20 protein-coding genes and 2 pseudogenes are annotated in these 21820 nt (G+C 67.5%); 7 read left to right on the forward strand and 15 right to left on the reverse strand.

The annotated features are described in order from the left end of the window. Positions 1–225 precede the first annotated feature (225 nt). The 3 genes and pseudogenes from DL519_RS09360 to DL519_RS09370 form a co-directional block, all read right to left on the reverse strand. Complete coding sequence (locus DL519_RS09360) at positions 226–453, reverse strand: hypothetical protein (protein ID WP_190814002.1); 228 nt, start codon at positions 451–453, stop codon at positions 226–228. Positions 454–501: 48 nt separating this feature from the next. Next, a pseudogene (locus DL519_RS09365) lies at positions 502–699 on the reverse strand (biotin/lipoyl-containing protein); the annotation flags it as partial. Between the two features lie 36 nt (positions 700–735). Continuing rightward, complete coding sequence (locus DL519_RS09370) at positions 736–3054, reverse strand: transketolase-like TK C-terminal-containing protein (protein ID WP_397544937.1); 2319 nt, start codon at positions 3052–3054, stop codon at positions 736–738. Between the two features lie 157 nt (positions 3055–3211). On the opposite strand from DL519_RS09370, the gene DL519_RS09375 reads away from it, so the two are divergent. Beyond that, the gene (locus DL519_RS09375; protein WP_190814008.1) at positions 3212–3577 is read left to right on the forward strand and encodes a VOC family protein; all 366 of its coding nucleotides are present in this window, start codon (positions 3212–3214) and stop codon (positions 3575–3577) included. 46 nt (positions 3578–3623) lie between these two features. Here DL519_RS09375 and DL519_RS09380 read toward each other — a convergent pair whose 3' ends face one another. After that, on the reverse strand, positions 3624–4595 hold the full coding sequence (locus tag DL519_RS09380) for a LysR family transcriptional regulator (protein WP_190814010.1): 972 nt from the start codon (positions 4593–4595) through the stop codon (positions 3624–3626). A gap of 143 nt (positions 4596–4738) precedes the next feature. Here DL519_RS09380 and DL519_RS09385 point away from each other — a divergent pair. Continuing rightward, positions 4739–5613, forward strand: a protein-coding gene (locus DL519_RS09385; protein WP_397544938.1) for an IS5 family transposase whose coding sequence is annotated in 2 segments (ribosomal slippage) — positions 4739–5129 and positions 5129–5613 — 876 coding nt in all. Because the reading frame shifts where the segments join, the coding sequence is not laid out codon by codon here. Positions 5614–5628: 15 nt separating this feature from the next. Here the strand turns inward: DL519_RS09385 and DL519_RS09390 are convergent. Genes DL519_RS09390 through DL519_RS09410 form a run of 5 tightly spaced genes read right to left on the reverse strand, consistent with a single transcriptional unit; the run spans position 5629 to position 10786 of the window. Then, entirely contained in the window at positions 5629–7458 is a 1830-nt protein-coding gene (locus tag DL519_RS09390) for an AMP-dependent synthetase/ligase (protein WP_190814012.1), read from the reverse strand. A gap of 46 nt (positions 7459–7504) precedes the next feature. Beyond that, positions 7505–8005 (reverse strand): flavin reductase family protein, encoded by a 501-nt coding sequence (locus DL519_RS09395; protein WP_190814014.1) that lies wholly within the window; start codon positions 8003–8005, stop codon positions 7505–7507. Next, positions 7998–8777: an enoyl-CoA hydratase/isomerase family protein gene (locus tag DL519_RS09400; protein WP_190814016.1), complete on the reverse strand. Its 780-nt coding sequence runs from the start codon at positions 8775–8777 to the stop codon at positions 7998–8000. The genes DL519_RS09395 and DL519_RS09400 overlap by 8 nt, the downstream gene beginning before the upstream one ends. A 12-nt stretch (positions 8778–8789) precedes the next feature. Further along, the gene (locus DL519_RS09405; RefSeq protein ID WP_093278697.1) at positions 8790–9608 is read right to left on the reverse strand and encodes an enoyl-CoA hydratase/isomerase family protein; all 819 of its coding nucleotides are present in this window, start codon (positions 9606–9608) and stop codon (positions 8790–8792) included. Next, the gene (locus DL519_RS09410; RefSeq protein WP_190814018.1) at positions 9605–10786 is read right to left on the reverse strand and encodes an LLM class flavin-dependent oxidoreductase; all 1182 of its coding nucleotides are present in this window, start codon (positions 10784–10786) and stop codon (positions 9605–9607) included. The genes DL519_RS09405 and DL519_RS09410 overlap by 4 nt, the downstream gene beginning before the upstream one ends. 141 nt (positions 10787–10927) lie before the next feature. Between DL519_RS09410 and DL519_RS09415 the strand changes: the two genes are divergently transcribed. The 3 genes from DL519_RS09415 to DL519_RS09425 all read left to right on the forward strand — a co-directional run bounded on the left by DL519_RS09415 (position 10928) and on the right by DL519_RS09425 (position 14058). After that, complete coding sequence (locus DL519_RS09415) at positions 10928–11695, forward strand: creatininase family protein (protein WP_190814020.1); 768 nt, start codon at positions 10928–10930, stop codon at positions 11693–11695. 9 nt (positions 11696–11704) lie between these two features. After that, positions 11705–12307, forward strand: coding sequence for a TetR/AcrR family transcriptional regulator (locus tag DL519_RS09420; protein ID WP_223838622.1), 603 nt, complete (start codon positions 11705–11707; stop codon positions 12305–12307). A gap of 452 nt (positions 12308–12759) precedes the next feature. Continuing rightward, entirely contained in the window at positions 12760–14058 is a 1299-nt protein-coding gene (locus DL519_RS09425) for an MFS transporter (protein ID WP_190814022.1), read from the forward strand. On the opposite strand, the gene DL519_RS09430 is transcribed toward DL519_RS09425, so the two are convergent. Beyond that, positions 14047–15342 carry a bifunctional 3,4-dihydroxy-2-butanone-4-phosphate synthase/GTP cyclohydrolase II gene (locus DL519_RS09430; RefSeq protein WP_190814024.1) on the reverse strand — a complete coding sequence of 432 codons (1296 nt, stop codon included), beginning with the start codon at positions 15340–15342 and terminating at the stop codon, positions 14047–14049. The genes DL519_RS09425 and DL519_RS09430 overlap by 12 nt on opposite strands. 181 nt (positions 15343–15523) lie before the next feature. Here DL519_RS09430 and DL519_RS09435 point away from each other — a divergent pair, with 181 nt between their 5' ends. Beyond that, the gene (locus tag DL519_RS09435; protein ID WP_190814026.1) at positions 15524–17089 is read left to right on the forward strand and encodes an acyl--CoA ligase family protein; all 1566 of its coding nucleotides are present in this window, start codon (positions 15524–15526) and stop codon (positions 17087–17089) included. 57 nt (positions 17090–17146) lie between these two features. On the opposite strand, the gene DL519_RS09440 is transcribed toward DL519_RS09435, so the two are convergent. The 5 genes from DL519_RS09440 to DL519_RS09460 all read right to left on the reverse strand — a co-directional run bounded on the left by DL519_RS09440 (position 17147) and on the right by DL519_RS09460 (position 19779). Beyond that, positions 17147–17323 (reverse strand): hypothetical protein, encoded by a 177-nt coding sequence (locus tag DL519_RS09440; RefSeq protein WP_190814028.1) that lies wholly within the window; start codon positions 17321–17323, stop codon positions 17147–17149. 4 nt (positions 17324–17327) lie between these two features. Beyond that, positions 17328–17588 (reverse strand): MarR family winged helix-turn-helix transcriptional regulator, encoded by a 261-nt coding sequence (locus DL519_RS09445; protein ID WP_263399606.1) that lies wholly within the window; start codon positions 17586–17588, stop codon positions 17328–17330. Further along, on the reverse strand, positions 17585–17800 hold the full coding sequence (locus DL519_RS09450) for a hypothetical protein (RefSeq protein WP_190824605.1): 216 nt from the start codon (positions 17798–17800) through the stop codon (positions 17585–17587). Before DL519_RS09450 ends, DL519_RS09445 begins: the two co-directional genes overlap by 4 nt. Positions 17801–17839: 39 nt before the next feature. Further along, on the reverse strand, positions 17840–18991 hold the full coding sequence (locus tag DL519_RS09455; RefSeq protein ID WP_223838623.1) for a CynX/NimT family MFS transporter: 1152 nt from the start codon (positions 18989–18991) through the stop codon (positions 17840–17842). Between the two features lie 95 nt (positions 18992–19086). Further along, positions 19087–19779, reverse strand: a complete 693-nt coding sequence (locus tag DL519_RS09460) for a FadR/GntR family transcriptional regulator (protein ID WP_190814032.1) — start codon at positions 19777–19779, stop codon at positions 19087–19089. An 866-nt stretch (positions 19780–20645) separates the two neighbouring features. Here DL519_RS09460 and DL519_RS09465 point away from each other — a divergent pair. Then, a pseudogene (locus DL519_RS09465) lies at positions 20646–21704 on the forward strand (IS256 family transposase); the annotation flags it as partial. Positions 21705–21820 lie beyond the last annotated feature (116 nt).

A 21820-nucleotide genomic window follows, 5' to 3' on the forward strand; every position in this document is an offset into this window, starting at 1 on the left:
TTGCAATCGAAAACCTGCTGCTGTCCACGCAGGCGGCGGCCGGATAGCTGAAAGGTTTCTTCCGCAGCCTCTGCGGGGTGATCGGAACTGGTCCTCCCGCAGCAGCTCGAGGCGACCATCGCCGTACTGCGTCGACGGTCGTGTCCGGTCCGGTGTTGACGCGGATAACGGATTCCGGGGAATCAATTCGCGCGATGTTGATGAACTCCTCGAAAAGCGGAGTCATCAACGGCTCGAGACGTACCCACCGCCGATGACGATGATGTCGTAGTGTTTCTGCCTCGCGCAGGTACGAAATTTCTCCGCTGCCGTCGCACTTCGATCGAGCGGGCAGGTATCGACGGCGAGACCGATGCGCGCAAGCTCGGCCGCAGCCGTCTCCAGATCGGCTTCGACCCGGGCCGCATCGACCGTCGGGAATGCGTCGCTCGATGCTGTGGAATCGCCGACCACTCATGGGTCGAGGCCCACGTTGAGCACGGTGTCCATCGAGTTCCCTTCCGAGTCGTCCTCGGCGGCGAGGAGCTCGACAATGACACCAGCGACCGGGGAGGGGATTTCCGTGTCGACCTTGTCCGTGGACACCTCGAGCAGCGGCTCACCGACATCGACGGAATCGCCGACATTCTTCAGCCAGCGGGTCACGGTGCCGAAAGTGATGCTTTCCCCCAGCTCGGGCATCGAGACCTCGGTGACCTCAGTGGGCTGAACGGGCATGGAAGCAGAACTCCTTTGTCACAGAAGGTCGAGTGCGGCGGCGACGACGCTGTCGGCGTCGATGCGGTGGTAGCGGTACACGCTGTCCAGGTCACCGGACTGCCCGAATCGGGTCACGCCCAGGTGCGTGGCTCGCACCTGGTTGACGCCGGTGAGGAATGCGAGCGTGTGCGGGTGCCCGTCGAGCAGAGTGACGAGCGGGGTGGCGCGGCGGACCGGGAAGGCGGCGTCGAGGATCCAGGTGTCCGCGGTGCCGTGCCCGGACCGGGCCTGCACGGCGTCGAACAGCAAGCCGGGGCTGGTCACCACGACCACGTCGGCCGCGGTGCCGAACGACTGCAGTCGTTCGGCGGCGACGAGCGCTTCGGGTACCGTGGCGCCCATCGCGGCGATGGTGACGACCGGCTGCTCGCACGTCCGCAGCGGGTAGGCGCCCGCCACGGCCTGCCGACGACGCCGCTCGCGCGCTCCGGGGTCGCTCGGCACCGCGGCGAGTGACTGGTCGACCGGCCGGGTCGACAGTCGCAAGTACGTGCTGGTGCCGTCGGGGCGGCCGAGCCGGGCCAGCGAGGCTAGCAAGGTCCATTCGACGTCGATCGCGAAAGCCGGTTCGTAGGTTGTGCAGCCCGGCTGTTCGAGACCCACGGACGGGGTGGTGATGGATTGGTGGGCCCCGCCTTCCGGTGCGAGTGAGACGCCGGACGGCGTGCCGACGAGGATCGACTGCCCGCCAGCGTAGATGCCGAAGGACCACGGTTCGAGCGCCCGCTCGACGAAGGGGTCGTAGAGAATGCCGATGGGCAGCAGCGGCTGGCCCCACCGGGACCAGGTCGCGCCCAGTTCTCCGAGCGCGCCGACCAGATTGCCTTCGGCGATGCCCAGCTCGATGTGCTGCCCGGTGGGCCTCTCCCGCCAGTGCAGGATCGTCTCGGCGTCGTCCTCGAACCAGTTCTTGCGCTCCGCGGGTGACCAGACACCGACCTTGTTGACCCAGCCGCCGAGGTTCGTGGACGACGAGACGTCCGGGCACAGCGTGACCACCCGGCGTGCCGCTTCGGGCGCCTCACGGGTTAGATCGAGCAGCGTGCGGCCGAGTGCCGCCTGTGTCGTCGCCTTGCCCGACGGCGTGCGGCCGATGTCGCTCGGCAGGGCGGGAACGGCGGCGAGTGCCGCCGGGTCGCGCCGCAGGCGTTGCGCGGTGGTGGCGCAGGCGCGACCGGCAGGAGAGTCCGGGCCGAAGCGCTGCCACGGCGCGTCGAGCGAGACTCCCGAGCGCTCGGCGAGCGCGGCGATCTGGTCGGTCGACAACAGGGACGAGTGGTTCTGCGGATGGCCTTCACTCGCCAGCCCGAATCCCTTGACGGTATAGGCGAAGATCACCGTGGGCCGGGTGTCGTCGATCTGGGCGAACACGTCGCCGACGGCCTGCAGGTCGTGCCCGCCGAGGTTGCGGATCGCGGCGTGCAGCGTGCCGTCATCGAGCGTGCGGACGAGCGACGCCAGCTCCGGCGTGTCCGGCAACCGTTCCCTCAGCTGTGCCGGCGTGCAGCGCAGCAGCCGCTGGAACTCCGGATTGGACATCTCGTCGATCCGCGTCCGCAGCGCGTCACCGCCTGGGCGCTCGAACAGTTCGTGGAGTAACTGGCCGTACTTGACCGTGAGGACCTGCCATCCCGCGGCGGCAAACATGCCCTGCAACCGCGGCGCGCCGATGTTTGGCACCACCCGGTCCAGGCTCTGCCGGTTCAGGTCGACGATCCACACGACCTCGCCCAGTTCGGCCACCATCGGGTCCATGAGCGCTTCCCAGACCGCACCCTCGTCCAGTTCCGCATCGCCGACCAAGGAGTACTGCCGCCCGGCTCCGGTCTGCTCCCCCAGCGTCGTGACGTAACGCCGTGCCACCGCACCCCAGATCGGTGCCGTCGCGCCGATGCCGACCGAGCCGGTCGAGTAGTCCACCGGGTCCGGGTCCTTCGAGCGCGACGGGTAGCTCTGCAACCCGCCGAACTCCCGCAACGTGGTCAGGTACGACTCGTCGAGCTCTCCCAGCAGGTAGTTGATCGCGTGCAGCACCGGTGAGGCGTGGGGCTTGACCGAAACCCGGTCCCCCGAGCGCAGATGCTCGAACCAGAGCGCGGTCATCAGCGTGGTCATCGACGCCGACGACGCCTGGTGACCGCCGACCTTCAGCCCGGTCGGGTTGGGCCGGACCCGGTTGGCATGGTCGATGATCGCGGTGGCCAGCCACCGCACCCGCTGCTCGATCTCCGCGAGCACCATCAACCGATCCTCGCATGTGTCGAACATGGCCGGGGGAACGATGGGCGCGGACATTGAAGAACTCCTTCATAGAACACAAATCGCTTACCGCAGTGGAACTTCCCCATCGTTGCCCGTTTCCATTCCGTCGCGCAACGCTCCGACCGCCCAGGATTGTTGCCGATGTCGCACGAATCCCGGCTCCGGAGAAACAATCGACTACGTTGACCGTATGAACGACACCACGAAAATCGAGCCGGTAAAATTGGGAAATGTGCTGCACCCGGTGGCGGATGTGGACGCGGCCGTGCAATTCTACGCCACAACTTTCGGCCTGGCAACGAAATTCGTCGACGGCGACCGCTACGCCGCCCTCGACGCGGGCGACACCACGCTCGCCCTCTCCGGCCCTTCGGAAGACATCACCGGTGGCGCGCCCGCGGCGTCGTTCAAGGTTTCCGACGTCGCCGCGGCACTGGCCACACTGGTGGAAAGCGGCGGATCCGTTGTCCGGCAACCGGAGCGGGGCCCGCACGAGGTGCGAGCCGTCGCGCGCGACCCCTGGGGAAACACCTTCGTCGTGTACGGACCGCAGTAGCGGGCCACTCACTCAAGGCGCCCCCCCCAACACGAAACCGTCCTTTTCAGACAGTCACATCGGGTGCGCGGACGGCCACGTCGGCCGCTTCGCCGAGGATGCGAGACACCCCTCGCGGGGGATCGATCTCAGCCACACGCACGAATTCCAGAAATCGAGCCGCGGCCGGCGAGAGGTCTTGACCGCCGCGGTACACCACACCGGTGACTCTCGTCGCATTCGGCGATTTCACGGGTACCACCACGAGATCATCCAGGCCGAAACCCTGCAACTCCAACGCGGGCAACGCCGCCACACCCACGCCCGCCCGCAGGAGCCCGCCGATCGCCGCCACGCTCGGCGCGTTGAAGTGCCGGCTCACCGGGATCGAGTGCTCGCCGAACACTGCGTCGGTCATCGCTCGGATACTGGTCCCGGGCGGCGTCGCGACCACCGTTTCGCCCCCGAAGTCCGACCACGAGAGGGAACCCTGCATCGACCAACGATGGCTGTGGTGCGCGACGCCGTAGAACTGTTCCCGCAGCAACGGTATGAAGCAAAAATCGTGCGGCAGGTCCCCGTTGGCGCTCAAGCCGAGTTCGGCAGTTCCCGCTCCGAGGTTCCCGAGCACCTCGGCGGCGTCCCCGTCCCTGATCTCAAACGTCACCTCGGGGTGGTCCGGCATGAAACCACGGATCATGTCCGGCAGCACCACAGCGGCCAGCGACGGAAGTGCCGCCAGGGCAACGGTTCCGGACTGGGCCGCCACGTAGGACATGAAACGTTGCAACTGCGTGTCGAGGTTGTCCAGGACGGTGCCCGTCATGAGCAGAAAGGCTCGGCCCGCTGCGGTGGTGTCGAGCTGCCGAGTGGTGCGATCGAACAACCGCACCCGCAGGAGACGCTCGACCTCCTTGATCCTCCGGCTGAGGACCGACTGGGAGATGTGTTCGACCGCGGCCGCTTTGGTGAAGCTTCCGGATGCGGCGACGGCCTGGACCGCTCGAAGCTGCTGCAGTGTCAAGTCAGGAATCGGCATGGCTCCACCTCCTGTCGCGCACGCTCGGATGGACGTGGCGGTGCCGGGGCCGACCGCGGCCCGGAGGGGGCACCGCCGCGGCCGGCCCGACCCTTCCCCTAGGGTCTGTTTCAGAAGTTGATCTGGTTTGAGATGATCTCCGTGTGGGACGTGGCGATCTGACGAACGAGCAGTGGGCGATGCTCGAACCGCTGCTACCCCGGGGCAAGAAGTCAGGACGCCCGCCCAAGCACCCGAAACGACAGCTCATCAACGGGATTCGATTCCGGGTGCGCACCGGCATCCAGTGGCGCGACCTGCCCGACCGGTACGGCCCGTGGCAGACCGTGTATGGCCTGTTCCGTCGCTGGCAGCGGGATGGGACCTGGAAACGGATCCTGACGCGGTTGCAGGCCCGGGCCGACGCCGAGGGGCTGATCACCTGGGATGTCAGCGTGGACTCCACCGTCGCCCGCGCACACCAGCACGCCGCTGGCGCGCGTATAAAGGGGCTGACCAGCGTGAATCCCCGGGCGGGGTCGACGTCGAGCCGGACGATCACGGGATCGGCCGGTCGCGGGGCGGGTTGACCACGAAGCTGCACCTGTCCACCGAGCAAGGCCAGAAGCCGTTGTCGGTTGTGGTCACTGCCGGTCAGCGGGGCGACTCGCCGCAGTTCCAGACGGTCCTGGAGCGGATCAGGGTGCCCCGTGCCGGTCGGGGCCGGGCACGGACTCGTCCGGATCGGGTGTTGGCGAACAAGGCGTACGGTTCCCGCGCCAACCGTGCCTACCTGCGGCGACGTGGCATTCGGTGCACCATCCCGGAGAAGGCCGACCAGATCCGCCATCGCAAGAACCGCGGTTCGCGCGGTGGTCGCCGACCGGCGTTCGACAAGGAGATCTACAAGCAACGCCACGCGGTGGAGTGCGGCATCAACAGGCTCAAGCGCAATCGTGCCGTCGCTACCCGATACGACAAGTTGGCAGTTCGTTACGAGGCCACAGTGGTCATCGCGGCGATCAACGAATGGCTCTGACATATGAAACAGGCCCTAGTTCGGCTTCGAACGCACGTGGTCCGCGATCGCAGCGTCGTCGTTCACGCCGTACATGTCGTCGATCAGCGCCGCGAACGAGCTCACGACGGCCGTGCGTTTGATCTTGCCGTTCGCGGTCCGCTCGCCGCGCTCGACCTCCAGGGACCGCGGCAGCACACGAAAGTCCTTCAACTGCTCCACCCGCGCAAGGTCCGCGTTAACCCTGGCGACCTCTGCTCGCAGGCTTTCGGCCAGGGCCTCAGCAGACGGGGCGTCCGCGCTCGCGCTCGGCTCGAGCAGGACGGTGAGGTACTTGCGCGCATCGCCGACCACGATCGCCTCGTCGATCAGCAAGCTCTCCTTCAACCGGGTTTCGATGGGCTGAGGATTGATCGTCTTGCCGCCGCGGGTGATAATCACGTCCTTCTTCCGGCCGATGAGCCGGATGTCGCCGCGGGGTGCCCGCTCCATCAGGTCACCGGTGCGTAACCAGCCGTCCTGCAGAACAGCCTCGGTTTCCGCCGGGTTGCCCCAGTATCCGGTGAACAGCAAGGGCGCGCTGATCAGCATTTCGCCGTCGTCCGCGACTTTCACCTGGAAACGCGGGTCCGGGAACTCCCTGCCGATGAAGCCCGGACGAGGGAACGGCTGGTCGAAGTGCGCGATGGGACATCCCCCGGTCTCGGTGAGACCGTAGTTCTCGCGAAGATCGAGGCCCCAGATCTGCCAGATCGCGAGGACGCTCTCGGGCATCGCGGCGGATGCGGTGTAGGCGACGCGCATGCGATCCATACCGACGGTCGCCCGCAATGGCAGGAAGACCCCGCGGAGTGCCGCGGCGTAGGCGATCCGCAGCAGCGCCGACGGCCGGCGGTGGGACCAGCGGTTCCGGGCCACCCTGCGGCCGACCCACATGGCGGCGTCGTAGGCGCGGCGCCGGAACCAGGGCCAGGACTTGGTTCGTGCGATCAGTTCACCGGCGATCTTCTCGTAGAACCGTGGCGGCCAGAGCACTGACGTCGGCCGCACGGAGCGCAAAACCTCTTCATAGACGTCCATGCGGCAGTAGGTGACCATCAGCTTGGTGAGCAGCGGGGCGAAGACCACCACCAGCGCCGGCGCCACGTGCGCCAGCGGCAGGAAGCCCACCACGTCGTATCGGCGGCGGGTGATGTCCGGGTACAACCCGGAGAAGGTCTGGACCGAATGTTGAAGGGTCCGGTGCGAGTGCGTGACGCCCTTCGGAGCTCCCGTGGACCCCGACGTGTAAAAGAGCACGGCGGCGTCGTCGAGGGATCCGGCGGCGACCAACTCGGACAGTCGATCCGGTTTGTCGCCGGCGTGCCACGCTCCTTCGTCGCGCAGCGCGTCCCACGTCATTCCTGTGACCGGCTCGGGCAGCGCCGGCGGAGCGTCGTCGATGCCGAGCACGAGTCGCAGAGACGGGGTGCGTGCGGCGACGTTCGCGACCTTGGTGAGCTCCGTCGCCGTCTCGCCGATGAACGCGACCGCCTCGCTGTGCGCGAGGAGTTGCTCGATCTCGGCGACCGAGTTGGTCGGGTACACGCCGATCACGACGCCGCCCACGCTCTGCACGGCCAGCGCGGCGAACACCCACTCCGCGCGAGCGCTGCACATCACCGCGACACGGTCGCCGTGCCGGAGCCCGTGCGCGACGAGTCCGAGCGCGAGATCACGGACATGGTCCGCATAGGACCGCCAGGTGATCTCCTGCACGACGCCGTCACGCCAGTGACGCATCGCGACGGCGTCGGGTTCTCTGCGCGCGCGATCGAGCAGCAGCCCCGGAAAGGTCCGGGTCGGTTCGAAATTGGTCAGGTCCATGACACGGCCTCTCTTCCGGAGCTGACACGCCCCCGCGCGGTGATGTTCATGCAGCGCTCTCTCCGAGATGAAGGAAGTCGCCTCGGTACCACGTCACCGGCTCGTCGCTGCCTGCCCGCGCGTCGTGCACCCGGCCGATGAGGATCACGTGATCTCCTCCTGGTACGACCTGCTCGAGTTCGCACCGGATGACCGCCGCCGCGTCGGGCAGGAGCGGATGCCCCTCTTCGTCGAACTCGAAGTTCCCCTCGGCGAACTTGTTCTCCCCCTTCGTCGCGAACCTGATCGCGAGGTCCGCGTGCGCGGGCGTCGCGATGTTCACGACGAACCGCTCAGCCGCCTGGAAGACGGGGAAACAGTTGGCTCGCCGGTCCAGGCACACCAGGATCAGTGGCGGGTCGAGCGACAGCGACGCGAACGAGCTCGCGGTGAACCCGTGCAGCGTGTCGGACTCACTTCGCGTCGTCACGATCGTCACGCCTGAAGGAAAGCGGCCCAGCACGGAACGGAAGGTGGCCGGGTCCAGCTCGTGCATTCGATCAGTCATTCCACGCCTCGCGAGCGGCTCGAGCGGCCGGGTCGGTGAATATCGTGCGCGCGTCAGCGGCCGTGACGCGCAACTGTTCCTCGGCGGGCAATCCGGCGATGTCCGCGCACAACGCCCGTTTGAGCGCCGCGAACACGGCCGGCGGTTTCGCCGCTGCCGTGCGCGCGTACGCCACAGCCGCCGCGAGCAGGTCGCCCTGCTCGTCCACGTGGTCGACGAGACCCATGGTCTGCGCCTCGAACGCGTCGACAGGCTCGCCGCCCAGCAGGAGGCGCCGGGCCGCGCGATCGCCCAGGACGGCGCGCACCCGCGCGATTCCCTTCACCGCGGGCAGCATCCCGTGATTCACCTCGGGGAAGACGAACCGCGCCACGGCCGAGGCGTACACGACATCGGCGAACAGCGCCATTTCGATGCCGCCACCGACGCACCAGCCGTTGACCGCGCACACCAACGGCCGAGGAAAGTCTTCCAGCGCGCGCAACAGCGCGTGGAACGCCGTCATCCGCTCGACCATCGACTCGGCTTGGTAGCCGTTGGCCTCCTTGAGATCGCCGCCTGCGCAGAAGAAGCGCTCACCGGCTCCCGTGAGGACCACCGCGGGGGCGTCGGGCCGCCCGGCGAGAGTGTCCAGTGTGGTCGTCAGCTCGCTGACGAGCGCGTTGCTCAGCGCGTTGGCCGGCGGGTGGTTCAGCGTCAGGACGATCACGCCATCCACCTCGGCCGACATGTGCACGGCGCCGAGCGCTGTGTGGTGTGAGGCTGCGGTCATGCTCGTCCCCGGTCAGTTCGCCGGGGCGCCGGCGGTGCGGGCGGAGGGAAAGTCGACAGCGCGCTTCTCGCGGAAGGCCTGGCGTGCTTCGGCGTAGTCGGCGCCGGCGAAGTCGAGGATCTCCAGCGCAGCGGACAGCTCGTGCTGGGGCACCGCGTTGGTGAGCCAGGCGTTGAGCGCGCGTTTGGTGAACCGGATCGCCTGCTGGGAACCGCGTGCGAGCTGGGACGCGACCTCCAGGGCGCGCGGCAATACCTGCTCGCGCGGGACGGACAGGCTCACGAGCCCGATCCGCTCGGCCTCGGTACCGGTCAGCTTCTCCGAAGTGAGCACGTAGTACTTGGTCTTGGCCATACCCACCAGCAGCGGCCAGATCAGCGCCGCGTGGTCCCCGGCGGTCACCCCGACCCGGGTGTGGCCCTCGATCAGCACCGCGTCGTCCGCCGCGATGCTGATGTCGGCCAGCAGCGCGGTCGAGAGTCCGTAGCCCACCGCGGGGCCGTTGATCGCCGAGATGATCGGCTTCTCGATCCGCAGGACCGTCGAGACCCGCTGGCGTTCCGACTCCAGCATCGCCAGCGCCTGCTCGGACGTGGGGTCGGGCTGGGCGACGTCCATGCCCGTGCAGAAAGCCTTGCCGGCTCCGGTGATGACGACGACCTTGGTCTGTTCGTCGCGCTCGACGTCGGCCCAGATCCGATTCATCTCCTCGAACATCGGCAGGGTGAGCGAGTTGTACCGGTCGGGTCGGTTGAGCGTGATCAGCAGAACGCCATCGTCGCGGCGCTCGATGAGGACATCGCCGGTACCGTGGTTGTAGAGGTCGCTCATCGCACGGACTCCTTCTCGCTCAGGAGGTTCTGCTCGGTCTGGAACTTGCGCAGCGCCTGTTCGTGCGCGGGGCGCGCAGCCCGTATGTCGGCGAGCACGTCGTCGGCTGGGCGCACCACGTTGCGCGGGTGCTTGAAGCGCGGGATCACGTATTTGCCGAACAGTTCGATCGAGCGCAGGAGCTGGTCGTGGGGCAGGCTGTCGACGCGCAGCACGAGCGCGTCGACACCCATGTCCACGTACCGCTGCACGTGCTCGATGCAGTGGTCCGGGTCGCCGACGAGGAAGCCTTGCGAACGCTCGAACATGTAATCCTCGTCGTCGAAGTCGACGTCCTTGACCGCGCCCATGTACGCGTAGTCCTTCGACAGGGTGGAGAGCCGCTCGTACGCACCGGTCGAGAGCTTGGCCATGTCGAACAAGGGCTTCGCCTGCTCACGCGCCAGCGCCGTGGTCTCCGCACAGTGCATACCACCGCTGATCGTGACCATCTTGCGCGGCGTGATCGGGTACGGGTGGCTGGTGGCGGCCAGGGTCTCGTCGTAGAGCTTCAGCAGGTTCTCCACGAGGTCGAACCCGAGGTAGAACCCGCCCATGATGGCTCCGATGCCCAACTCGGCGGCGGTCTCGACCGAGCTCGGGCTGCCGGTTGCGGCGGAGATCGGTGGGTAGGGCCACTGCAGGGGCTTGGGCACCAGGCTGCGCGGCGGGATCTTGTAGTGCTCGCCCACGAACGAGAACGGGTCATCGAGGAACGCGCGGCGGATCAGGTCGATGCCTTCGCGCCACTGCGCCTTGTTCTCGGTCGGGTCGACCTCGAACGCGCGCAACGCGAGCGTCGTGTTGCCACGTCCGGTACCCAGCTCGACTCGGCCGTGGGACAGGATGTCCTCGGTCGCGATGCGTTCCGCGACGCGCAGCGCGTGGTTCATCCGCGTCGGCAGCAGCGTCACCAGGTGGACGAAGCGGATCCGGTTCGTCAGAGCCATCAGGTACGGGTAGAGCACCTCCGGAGCGGACACCGTCGCGGTGCCGATCGCGACGTGCTGCTCGGAGCTGCCGAAGGCGTCGAAACCGACTCGCTCGGCGAGTAGCACCTCGTCGACCAGCTCCCGGTAGCGGTGCTCGTGCGTGAGCCCGACCGGGGTGTCCCCCTCGGTCATGAGGATGAAGTCCATGCCAGCCCTTCCATCGAATGTTACTGACGACTAACGTAGAGCGTGGCTCGAAGCCGGTCAAGCGTCGATTGAGCGGCGCCAAGTGTTATCAGCGAGTAATTTTATCCGTCAGCGAGGACGCAAGGTGGAACGAGGCCGCCCATGAGCGAACTGAGGATCGAGTACCTGACATCGCCCGAGATCGCGGACGCCATCGCGAGCGGCATGCGCACCGCTGTCCTGCCGTTGGGCGCCACGGAACAGCACGGCGCGCACCTCCCGCTGTCGGTCGACAGCGAGCACGCCGATCGCCTGGGCGTCCTTGTCGCCGAGCGGCTCGGCGACGCGCTCGTGCTTCCGACGGTGCGGATCGGCTGCTCGGCGCACCACCTCGGTTTCGCCGGGACACTCTCCGTGCAGGCCGAGACCCTCGAAACGATCTGTTTCGACTGCTGCGCGAGCCTCTCCGCGCACGGCTTCCAGCGTGTGCTGATCTTCTCCGCCCACATCGGCAACTACCCGTTGCTCGGCGAGATCGAGCCGAAGCTCGCGGCGCGGCTCCCCGACGGTCCCGACGTCATCGCCTTCGCGGACTCGGCCGCGATCCTCGACGTCTGGCGAGACGCGGCCGGCCACATCGCCGCCCTCGCCGAACGGGTCGGAGGTCACGCCGACATCGCCGAAACTTCGATCATGCTGGCAGTGCGGCCGGACCTCGTCCGCAGCGACCGCGCCGACGCGGGCTTCACCGGGACGATGGACGAGGACATGCTGGCCCAGGTGTTGACCGGCGGCGTCAAGGCCGTCGCCCCCAACGGGGTTCTCGGCGACCCCCGGGGCATGTCGTCCGAGCTGGGGTTCGCCTGTCTCAACGCCGTGGCGGACCTGCTCTCGGAGTACGCGCAATCACGTTATCGGCCCGTCACTTAAGCTGGACCTGTGTCGAGCTCATCCTCTCCTCGTACCGCTTCGCCGCGCGGCACCCGCCGGCAGGAGCTGATCAGTGTCGCTGGCGAACTGTTCCACGAACGCGCCTTCGACGCGGTCACCAACGAGATGATCGGTGCACGAGCCGGGGTGTCCGGTCCCGCGCTCTACCGGCACTTTCCGAGCAAGCAGGCATTGCTCGTCGCCGTGCTCGAGGACCCGCTGAACGACCTGCTCGCCCACGCGCGCGAGATCGCGGCCAAGGTGACGGACCCGCGCAAGGCTCTCGAAGAGATGATCGACTACCACGTCACACGCAGTCTGCAGAACGTGCCGTCCACGCTCGTCTTCCTGAAGAACGAGCACAACGTCCCCGAGGACGAACGCCATCGCATGCGGCGGTTGATGCGCCTCTACGCCGAGGAGTGGAGCGGCCTGGTCGAGCGGCTGCGGCCCGATCTGTCGGACGCGCAGACCCGCATCCTCACCCACGCCGTCTTCTCGATGATCAACTCGGTTCCGCAGTTCAACAGCGGACTGGATCCCGAGAGCGTCGGGAAGACCATCCAGACCGCGGCGATCAACGCGCTGCTCGTCCCGCCGGACGCGGTCTGACGCGACGCACTCATCGCCGTTTTCCCTGTCCGCCAGAGGAATCGGCGAGCACGCACCGGCGACTCGTCGACCGATCGACAGCGACAGGGCACGTTCCCGTTCCGCAGATTGTCCACAATAGATACATTGTGTCGCCAGTAATGCCGCTTCCGCATCCATCCGTGCGGAATTCGCAATAGTCCTTGCACACCAACGCATTGCGCGTCCGCACGCGACGAGTCACTGTCGATAGGTGCGAAGCGCGGCGAATGTTCGCGCACGCAGCTCGTGCCAATCCACGCGGTGTAGCACGCGATCGACGGCGCTGTAACGGTGCGCCCCGACATCTGACGGAAATCCCCGCTGCCGACCACCGACCTGACAAGGGTGCCTCGGAAACCGCCCCGGCGGAAGCGTCCAGTGATGGGAACCACCCGCCTGTCGCGCTTCCTCGGGCATGACAAGGAGAGTCAATGACGACCGCACAGCATTCCGAGAAGGTGATCAGCTCGAGATCCGCCCGGCGCGCCTCGCTCGCGGGTGGTGTCGGGACGCTGATCGAGTACTACGATTTCAGCGTCTACGGGCTCCTGACGCTGACCATCGGACCGTTGTTCTTCCCCAGCCACAATCCGACGGTCTCGACGCTGTCCACGCTCGCGGTGTTCGCGTCGTCCTACCTTATCCGCCCGCTGGGCGGCTGGTTCTTCAGCCGCCTCGGTGATCGGCGGGGCCGACGGACCGCTCTCGTCGCGACGATCGTGTCGATGGGCGTCGCGTCCGGCGTGATCGGCCTGCTGCCCACCTACGGGCAGGTCGGAGTCGCCGCGACGATCGCCATCATCCTCGCGCGACTCGCCCAGGGACTCGCGGCCGGCGGTGAGATCGGCGGCGCGGCGACCTACATCGCCGAGCTGGCGCCGCCGGGCAAGCGGGGTCACTACGGGTCGACGATCTCCATCGGGTCCACGCTCGGGTTCGCGGTGGCCGCGGCCGTGGTCGGGGTGGTCCGGTTGCTGGTCCCGGCCGACCAGATGCCGGTGTGGGGCTGGCGGCTCCCGTTCCTGCTCTCGCTGCTGCTCACCGTGGTGTGCCTGTGGGCTCGCCTGCGGGTGGAGGAGTCGCCCCAGTTCCAGGAGCTCAAGGAGAAGGCCGCGATCGTGCGCGGCCCGATGCTGGCCGCGCTGCGGAGCCACCCGCTGTCAGTGGCCCGCGTCGCGGGCCTGGCCATCGCCTTCAACGGCACGGGCTACTTCGGCGTCGCCTACTTCGCGATCTTCCTGCAGCAGGAAGGGTTTTCCGCGACCGGTGTCGCCTGGACGTCGGCGCTGTCCATCGCACTGGCGACGATGACCTATCCCTGGGCAGGCAGGTTGACGGATCGCTTCGACCGCAAGCCGATCCTGCTCGCGTCCTACCTAGCCTACGCCGTCATCGCCTGGCCGGTCTTCGCGCTGCTCATCGCCACGACCAGCCTCTGGGTGGTCGGGGTGGTCTACGTGGTCTGCCTGTTCTTCAGCGGCTGGGCGCAGGTTCCGGCGTGGCCGCTGGCCACCGAAATGTTCCCGGCGAACGTGCGCTACTCGGGCATCGCGCTCGGGTACAACATCGGTGCGATCATCGGCGGCATCACGCCGCTGGTCGCCGCGGCCCTCGTGGCCGGCACCGGAAGCAGGACCAGCCCCGTCTACTGGATCGTCGCGGTGGCGCTGGTCGGCGTGATCACCGTGGTGCGGCTGCCGAAGACCGCATCGAAGCCGCTACCCAGCTGACCGCGCGGCCGGGCCGGTCTCCGGCCCGGCCGTGGCCGGCGACGCGAACGCATGGCCCATGCGGTCTCGTTTGGTGCGCAGGTACCGCAGGTTCTGCGGGGTCTCGACGGCCGGCAGCGCGACCCGTTCCACGATCTCGAGCGCGTCCCCGTCCAGATCGTCGTACTTCGCGGGGTTGTTGGTGATCAGGCGCAGCCTGCGGACTCCCAGGTGAGCGAGGATCTGGGCCCCGGCACCATAACTGCGGGAATCGACGGGAAGCCCCTGCGCGGTGTTCGCGTCGACTGTGTCCAGACCGAGCTCCTGCAAGGCGTAGGCGCGGATCTTGTGGGCCAGTCCGATGCCGCGCCCTTCGTGCCCGCGCAGGTAGACGATGACACCACAGCCCTCCTCAGCGACGGCGCGCATCGCTTGCTCGAGCTGCGTTCCGCAGTCACAGCGCAACGAGCCGAGGATGTCGCCCGTGAGGCACTCGCTGTGCACGCGGGCCAGGACACCCCGCTCGGAGCGCGTGGCCGCTGCGATGTCGCCCATGACGAGAGCCAGGTGCTCGGCACCGTCCACATGCCACCGGTACGCGATCGCCTCGAAGTCGCCGAAGACGGTCGGCATCGTCGAGTTCGCCACGGGTTCGACGAGCTCTTCCGTGGCGCGCCGGTAGCGGATCAGGTCGGCGATCGCGAGCACCGGCAGGTCGTGATCCTGCGCGAACGCGGTCAGCGCCGCACCACGCAGCATCTCGCCGTCGTCACCGATCAGCTCACTGATGATGCCGACCGGCCGGCGACCGGCAAACCGCAGCAGATCGACAGTGGCCTCGGTGTGCCCGGCACGGACCAGGACGCCGCCCTCGCGCGCCCTCAACGGGAAGATGTGGCCCGGGCGGCGGAGCACGTCAGGCGTCGTGGCCGGGTCCGCCAGTACACGGCACGTCTGCGCCCGCGCGGTCGCCGAGACACCGGTACCGGTGTCCACGTGGTCCACGGTCACGGTGAACGCCGTGCCGTGCGCGTCCTGGTTGTCGGCCACCATCGGCGGAAGCCCGAGCCCGTCGGCCCGCTCGGAGGTCATCGGCGTGCAGACGATGCCGGTCGTGTGCGCGACGAGAAAGGCCATCTGCTCAGGCGTCACGCTCTCGGCGGCCAGAATCAGGTCGCCCTCGTTCTCCCGGTCGTGGTCGTCCACGACCACGACCATGCGTCCCGCGGCCAGCGCGTCCACTGCGGCCCGCACGCTCTCCGCCGAGGTCGCCGCACGGTTCCTCAGTCCTGTCGCGGTGGTCATGCCGAATCTCCCTGTTCCCGAATCACCCAGCGATGCTACTTACCGATAACATTTTCAGGGCTCATGCGAAGACTTGACGTCGTGATTGACGCGTCTTACGTTACTCGTCAATAACATTTAAGGGAAGGGTAGACATGGACTTCTTCCTCATGACCGGCAACCCGGCCCGTGGAGGCGTGCGATGACTCCCGACGCGGACTCCTTGTCCTTCGAGCCGCTGACCCCGACGTCGTACCTGGAACGAGCCGCAGCGGCGCACGGAGATCGGGTCGCGGTGGTGGATGGGCGGTCCCAGTGGACCTACGCGGAGCTGCACGACCGGTGCCAGCGGCTCGCGGGCGGACTCGCGCCGCTGGCCGGAGGTCGTCCAGTGGCGGTGCTGGCACCGAACACCCACGTGGTGCTGGAGGCGCACTACGGGGTGCCGTGGACAGGAGTGCCACTGGTCGCGGTGAACACCCGGCTGGCCGCGGACGAGGTCGCCTACATCCTGGCGCACTCCCGCGCCGCCGTGCTGATCCACGACCCGTCGTTCGACGCGCTGGTGGATGAGGTGCTCGCCCGGATGGACGCCCCGCCACACCGGATCCGGTCGGGACAGGAGTACGAGGACCTGCTGGCCGCGGCGCAGCCGCTGCACCGGACCCCGGCCGACGAGCGGTCGCTGCTGTCGATCAACTACACGTCGGGGACCACTGGCCGCCCGAAGGGCGTGATGTACCACCACCGGGGCGCGTTCCTGCAGGCCTTGGCGATGGTGGGGCATACCGGGCTGACGCCGTCGAGTGTGCACCTGTGGACGCTGCCGATGTTCCACTGCAACGGATGGACGTTCCCGTGGGCGGTGACCGCAGCGGCCGCTACGCACATCTGTCTGTCCAAAGTAGACCCTACGGAGATCTGGCGGCTGCTGCGGGAGGAGGGCGTCACGCACCTCAACGGGGCACCGACCGTGCTGTCGATGATCGCGTACGCCCGCGAGGCCGAGCCGCTTGAGCACACGGTGCGGATCGCCACCGGTGGTGCGCCGCCGTCGCCGTCGATTCTGCGGCGAACGACGGAGCTGGGGTTCGATGTCACGCACCTGTACGGACTGACCGAGACCTACGGACCCGCCATGCTGTGCGACTGGCGCCCGGAATGGAACGACCGTGACGCCGAAGCGCGGGCGCGGCTCAAGGCGCGCCAGGGCGTAGGGAACATGATCGCCTGCGTTCCGCGGGTCATCGCGGAGGACGGTACGGACGTCCCAGCGGACGGGATCACCACAGGGCAGATCGCGTTGCGCGGCAACAACCTCATGCTCGGCTACCTCGACGACCCGGAGGCCACCCTGGCGGCGGTGCCGGACGGCTGGTTCCGGACCGGGGACATCGGCGTCGTGCACCCCGACGGGTACGTGGAGCTGCGCGACCGCTCGAAGGACGTGATCATCTCCGGTGGAGAGAACATCGCGTCGGTCGAGGTGGAGCAGGCGATCATGGACCATCCGGCGGTGCTGGAGGTCGCGGTGATCGCGGTGCCGGACGAGCGCTGGGGTGAGGTCCCCGCCGCCTACGTGACGCTGCACGACGGGGCCACCGCTACTGAGGCGGAGCTCATCGAGCACGTGAAGGGCAGGCTGGCCCGGTTCAAGGCGCCGAAAACGGTCGTGTTCGCCGAGCTGCCGAAGACCTCCACCGGGAAGATCCAGAAGTTCGTGTTGCGGGACAAGGCCTGGACCGGGAGCGAAAAACGCATCAGGTGAACGAGGAAACGCGGGGGCGGCACGATCGTGCCGCCCCCGCGTTGGGGAGTCCCCTTATTACGGCTCCTTCCGTGGTTCCGGGATGGTGTCGTCCGGCGACCGCGGAGGTGGCGGCGGGCAGACACCGGCCATCGTGTAACCCACCGAGGCCAGGCACTCCACGAACTCCGCGAGGAACCAGCGCAGTTTCCGGCGCCAAGGCGGCACGGATGCGGAACGTCGTTCGAGCAACATGGTGCTATTCCCTCCTCGTGCGCTGAAGATCGCCGACGAAGTAGCCGAGCAGGTCTGCGAATCGGCCACGAGCTTCGGGAGGCCAGCCAGCGAGGGCGTCGATGTATTGGGCGGCCCTGCGCCGGCGCTCGGCCTCGAGCATTCGGCGGCCGGTGGCGGTCGCGGCGAGCAGACTGGCACGACCATCGTCGGGATCGGCCCGGCGCTCGATGAGCCCGGACCCGACCAGCACGGCGACCTGCCGGCTGATCGTCGACGGGCTCATGCACAGCGCTGCGGCGATCTCCCCCGCGCGCTGCGGCCCTCCTCGGCGAGCTTCATGAGCAGCGGTAACCACGCGGACTCGAGCTCCACCTCGGAACGGCCCGGCTTCGCTCGCCTGACCAGCGACTCCAGCATCGCCAGCTGGCGCGTCAACCGAGCAGTGATTTCGATGTCGCCAGCGGCGGCAGCGCGCCCGGCGTCCCTGTCACGCATTTCTGTACGCATTGCGGCCCCTCTGGTTCCGGCGCAGGTTCAGTCACGGGCCCGGACGTGGCGGTCGCGGCCGGCGCCGTAGCCGGCAGCGGCCATGACCAGGCTCAAGGCGATCAGGAGGAGAAGGGCCCCGGTCCAGCTGCCGGTGGCGTCATGAAAGACCCCCAGCACCAGGGGCCCAGCAGCGGCAACCAGATAGCCGACGGACTGCGCCATTCCCGCCAGCGCTGTGGTTTCACTGGGACCCGTGGCGCGCTGGCTCTGGAAACTCAGAGCGAGCACGAGACAGACACCCGTGCCCAACCCGAGAAGAGTGCACGCCACGACCGCAAGCGCCGGCAGGACAAGCAAAATCGCGAAACCGGTGGCAACGATCACGGACGCGGCAGCAGCAGCGAAGCGCAGGTCGTGACGGCCTCGGGTGAGCAGTGGCAGCACCATGCCCGTGACCAGCGCGACGAGCTGGTAGTAGAACAACATCCAGCCGGCGGCCGTGGTGCTCATGCCCTGCTCGGCGAGGACGCTGGGCAGCCACGCGATGGCGGTGTAGAAGGCGAGGGACTGCAGGCCCATGTAGAAGGACACCTGCCACGCCAGCCAGGACCGCCACGGCATCCGAGCATGCGTCCCGCTGGACCGCACGCCGCCGTCCGCCCGGGCCTCGCGCAGCCGCGGCAGCCACCCTGCGAGCGCGCCGAGCGCCACCACCACTCCCCAGGCCAAGGCGGAATGCCAGCTTCCGGGCAGGGCCTTGGCGAGCGGGACCGAGATTCCCGACGACAGAGCCGCGGCCAAACCCATCGCGGTGACGTACAAGGCGCTGATCATGTGCACCCGCGGGCCGGGTACGTGGATACGAATCACCGTGGGCAGCAGGACGTTGCCCACCGCGATCGCCGCCGAGAGGATCACCGTCCCGGCGAACAGAGACACGATCGACGGCACAGACCGGATCACGGTGCCCGCCGCCAGCACCGCGAGGGCGACCACCAGGAGACGAGTGGTGCCGAATCGGTGGGAGACGCGCCCGACGAACGGCGAGGTCACGGCAAACATGAGCAACGGCAGGGTGCTCAGCACACCACCCGCCGCCGCGGACAACCCGGTGTCACGTTCGATGGCCGACAGCAGCGTGCCCACACCCGTCAACGTCGCGCGCAGATTCGCCGCCACCAGTAGAATCGCGATCACGAGGCCGACCGAAAGAGCAGGCGTGGCAACAGGTTTGGTGGTGGTCGCGGCCACGTGGACCTTGCTAGCCTCGACGCGAGGATTCCTGGAGGCGGTCACTCTGATCGCTCCATTCCGGCCTCGGTGAGCTTCACGATCTCGGTGGCGCAGTGGCGTGCGCCGACTTCGTCCTCGGCAGCGATCGCCTCGACGAGCCGCCTGTGCAAAAGGGTGTGCTCGGCGGCCGTCGCACTGGGCCAGAGCGTGCCGCCGATCTGCTCGGTGACCGCGACGCTCAGGACGTCGTAGACCTCGGTGAGCAGGGGGTTGCCGCCGGCGCTCACCACCTCCTGGTGGAAGCGGGCGTCGACCTCTGCAATGGCGTCGATCTCTGGCGAGTCCGCGATCGCCTCCGCCTCGTCAAGCAGGTGCCACAGGCGAGCAAGGTCGTCTTCGGTGCGCCGTGACGCGGCCAGGCCAGAGGCGTACTCCTCCAGCACCGCACGCAGTTCAAGCACATCCCTCCGTCTCGAGGAACTGGCACGTCTCATCAGCACCGAGTGCATTTCGCTCGATGTCCGGACATACGTGCCGTCACCCTTGCGCGCCTCCAATAGACCCAGGTGCACCAGCGCGCCGAGTGCCTCACGCACCGTCGTGCGCCCGACACCGAGCTGTTTGACCAGCTCGTGTTCGGGCGGGATCCGCATCCCCACTGGCCAAAGACCGGACGCGATCTGCTCACGGAGGGTGTCCACCAGTTGCGCCGCCAGGCTCGCGACACGGCGCGGCGCACGAAGATCATTCATACGGCAACCCTAACACCGAATGTCTGACATCTGTAGGTGGCCTATTGAATCCGGCTGGCTCCTTGCTCATCGGCGAGATGACCTCTCATGAGCACCCCGACCTCCGACACCCTCACTGTCAGCGCAGCGGATCTCTTGGCAAAGGTTGGTGAGGAACTCAAGATCTCCCGCGATGCCGTGACACTTCCCGGAGAAACTGCGACCCCAGAAGTCGAAAGCCAGCTTCGCCAAGCGCGCGGGCTTGCTCCACCACCTCGAGCAAGCGCTCGCCCACGACCCCCGCTTCGCCATCCTGGAGCTATGGCGATGTGGTGGGAGTCACAAGTACCGTCGGCCGGGTGCGCGGAGGAAATCTTCCTGTTGATCTGACGAGTTTCCTGGGTCGTCGGCGGGAGCGTGCAGAGGTTAGGCGGCTGCTGACGGCGGGCCGGGTGGTCATGCTCACCGGGCCCGGCGGCGTGGGCAAGACGCGCCTGGCGTGCGTGTGGCGGCCGATGTGCAGCGGGTCTTTCAGGGCAGGGTGTGGTTCGTCGGGCTTGCTGAATTGCGCGAGCCTGAACTGTTAGGGGTCACGGTTGCGGCAGCACTGGGGCTGCATGACCAGTCGGCCCGCGCTCCCACCGAGACGATCAGCGAGCACATAGGCACTGAGCCCGCGTTGCTCGTGCTGGATAACTGCGAGCATCTCGTCGACGAGTGCGCCCAGTTCATCACCGCCGTGCTGCACGCTTGCGGTGCGTTGCGGGTGCTGGGAGCAATGCTGGAGACCTGTGGATCGGCTGGGAAGGGGCGTACCTTCCCAGTGATCGGATGCAAGGTTCCAAGCATGGCCGACGTTGGCGCGTCGGTCGGGAAGGTACGACCCGATGCTCAGCGTAGTCCCTGGCCCCGAGCCCCGTAACGATGCCCCAGCCTCGGGTTCGGCATCGTTGATCGATGAGATCGTCCGTGAGGGCGCCCGGCGGATGCTGGCCGAGGCGTTGCAGGCCGAGGTAGATGCCTTCATCGCGCAGTTCGCCGACGCCCGTGACGAGCATGGCCACCGCCTGGTCGTGCGTAATGGCTATCATCAGGCCCGCGAGGTCCTGACGTCTGCCGGCGCGGTCGAAGTCCAGGCGCCGCGGGTCAACGACAAGCGCACCGATCCGGACACCGGTGCGCGCCAGCGGTTTTCCTCGGCGATCCTGCCGCCATGGGCACGTAAGACCCCGAAGATCACCGAAGTGCTCCCGCTGCTGTACCTGCATGGGCTCTCCAGCGGGGACTTCGTGCCCGCACTGGGCCAATTTCTGGGCAGTAGCAAGGGGTTATCCGCCCCTGTGATCACGAAACTGACCGAGCAGTGGAGGACGGAGCACCGCGCGTTCACCGAACGCGATCTTTCCGAAATGGACTATGTGTATCTGTGGGCCGACGGCATCCATGTGAACATCCGCCTGGAAGAGCACAAACTCTGCCTGCTGGTGATGATCGGTGTCCGAGCCGACGGCCGCAAAGAACTCGTCGCACTGGCCGACGGCTACCGCGAATCGGTCGAATCGTGGGCTGATCTGCTGCGGGACTGCGCCCGCCGTGGGATGCGAGCGCCGGTGCTGGCCGTGGGGGACGGGGCACTGGGGTTCTGGGGCGCACTCCACGAGGTTTTCCCCGGCACCCGTGCGCAGCGCTGCTGGTTTCACAAGATCGGCAACGTGCTCGCCGCGCTGCCGAAATCAGCACATCCCGGCGCGAAGAAGGCCCTGGCCGAGATCTGGAACGCAGAAGACCGCCGGCACGCCCTGGACGCGGTGAAAGCGTTCGAGACCGCCTACGGGGCGAAGTTCCCCAAGGCCGTCGCCAAGATCACCGACGACGTCGACGAGCTACTGGTCTTCTACAACTATCCCGCCCAGCACTGGGTTCATCTGCGTACTACCAACCCCATCGTTATCTGGAGCTTCCGTGCGTGTGTCTTCCATGTGTGCCACGGGTTTGTCGTGGGCTGCGGTCGGCGTGGTGGACATGGTTATCTCCGGGCTCGTCCAGCATGTCGATCACGTTG

The sequence above is a fragment of the Saccharopolyspora pogona genome, from assembly GCF_014697215.1.
Classification (GTDB): domain Bacteria; phylum Actinomycetota; class Actinomycetes; order Mycobacteriales; family Pseudonocardiaceae; genus Saccharopolyspora; species Saccharopolyspora hattusasensis.

What these genes read in the sequence shown, in the direction of transcription:
- DL519_RS09410 (WP_190814018.1), bottom strand. Translation starts at nt 10,786, where the DNA reads ATGGACTTCATCCTCATGACCGAGGGGGACACCCCGGTCGGGCTCACG.
- DL519_RS09450 (WP_190824605.1), bottom strand. Translation starts at nt 17,800, where the DNA reads ATGCGTGACAGGGACGCCGGGCGCGCTGCCGCCGCTGGCGACATCGAA.
- DL519_RS09395 (WP_190814014.1), bottom strand. Translation starts at nt 8,005, where the DNA reads ATGACTGATCGAATGCACGAGCTGGACCCGGCCACCTTCCGTTCCGTG.
- DL519_RS09460 (WP_190814032.1), bottom strand. Translation starts at nt 19,779, where the DNA reads ATGAATGATCTTCGTGCGCCGCGCCGTGTCGCGAGCCTGGCGGCGCAA.
- DL519_RS09435 (WP_190814026.1), top strand. Translation starts at nt 15,524, where the DNA reads ATGACTCCCGACGCGGACTCCTTGTCCTTCGAGCCGCTGACCCCGACG.
- DL519_RS09400 (WP_190814016.1), bottom strand. Translation starts at nt 8,777, where the DNA reads ATGACCGCAGCCTCACACCACACAGCGCTCGGCGCCGTGCACATGTCG.
- DL519_RS09430 (WP_190814024.1), bottom strand. Translation starts at nt 15,342, where the DNA reads ATGACCACCGCGACAGGACTGAGGAACCGTGCGGCGACCTCGGCGGAG.
- DL519_RS09375 (WP_190814008.1), top strand. Translation starts at nt 3,212, where the DNA reads ATGAACGACACCACGAAAATCGAGCCGGTAAAATTGGGAAATGTGCTG.
- DL519_RS09425 (WP_190814022.1), top strand. Translation starts at nt 12,760, where the DNA reads ATGACGACCGCACAGCATTCCGAGAAGGTGATCAGCTCGAGATCCGCC.
- DL519_RS09390 (WP_190814012.1), bottom strand. Translation starts at nt 7,458, where the DNA reads ATGGACCTGACCAATTTCGAACCGACCCGGACCTTTCCGGGGCTGCTG.
- DL519_RS09370 (WP_397544937.1), bottom strand. Translation starts at nt 3,054, where the DNA reads ATGTCCGCGCCCATCGTTCCCCCGGCCATGTTCGACACATGCGAGGAT.
- DL519_RS09415 (WP_190814020.1), top strand. Translation starts at nt 10,928, where the DNA reads ATGAGCGAACTGAGGATCGAGTACCTGACATCGCCCGAGATCGCGGAC.
- DL519_RS09440 (WP_190814028.1), bottom strand. Translation starts at nt 17,323, where the DNA reads ATGTTGCTCGAACGACGTTCCGCATCCGTGCCGCCTTGGCGCCGGAAA.
- DL519_RS09405 (WP_093278697.1), bottom strand. Translation starts at nt 9,608, where the DNA reads ATGAGCGACCTCTACAACCACGGTACCGGCGATGTCCTCATCGAGCGC.
- DL519_RS09380 (WP_190814010.1), bottom strand. Translation starts at nt 4,595, where the DNA reads ATGCCGATTCCTGACTTGACACTGCAGCAGCTTCGAGCGGTCCAGGCC.
- DL519_RS09445 (WP_263399606.1), bottom strand. Translation starts at nt 17,588, where the DNA reads ATGAGCCCGTCGACGATCAGCCGGCAGGTCGCCGTGCTGGTCGGGTCC.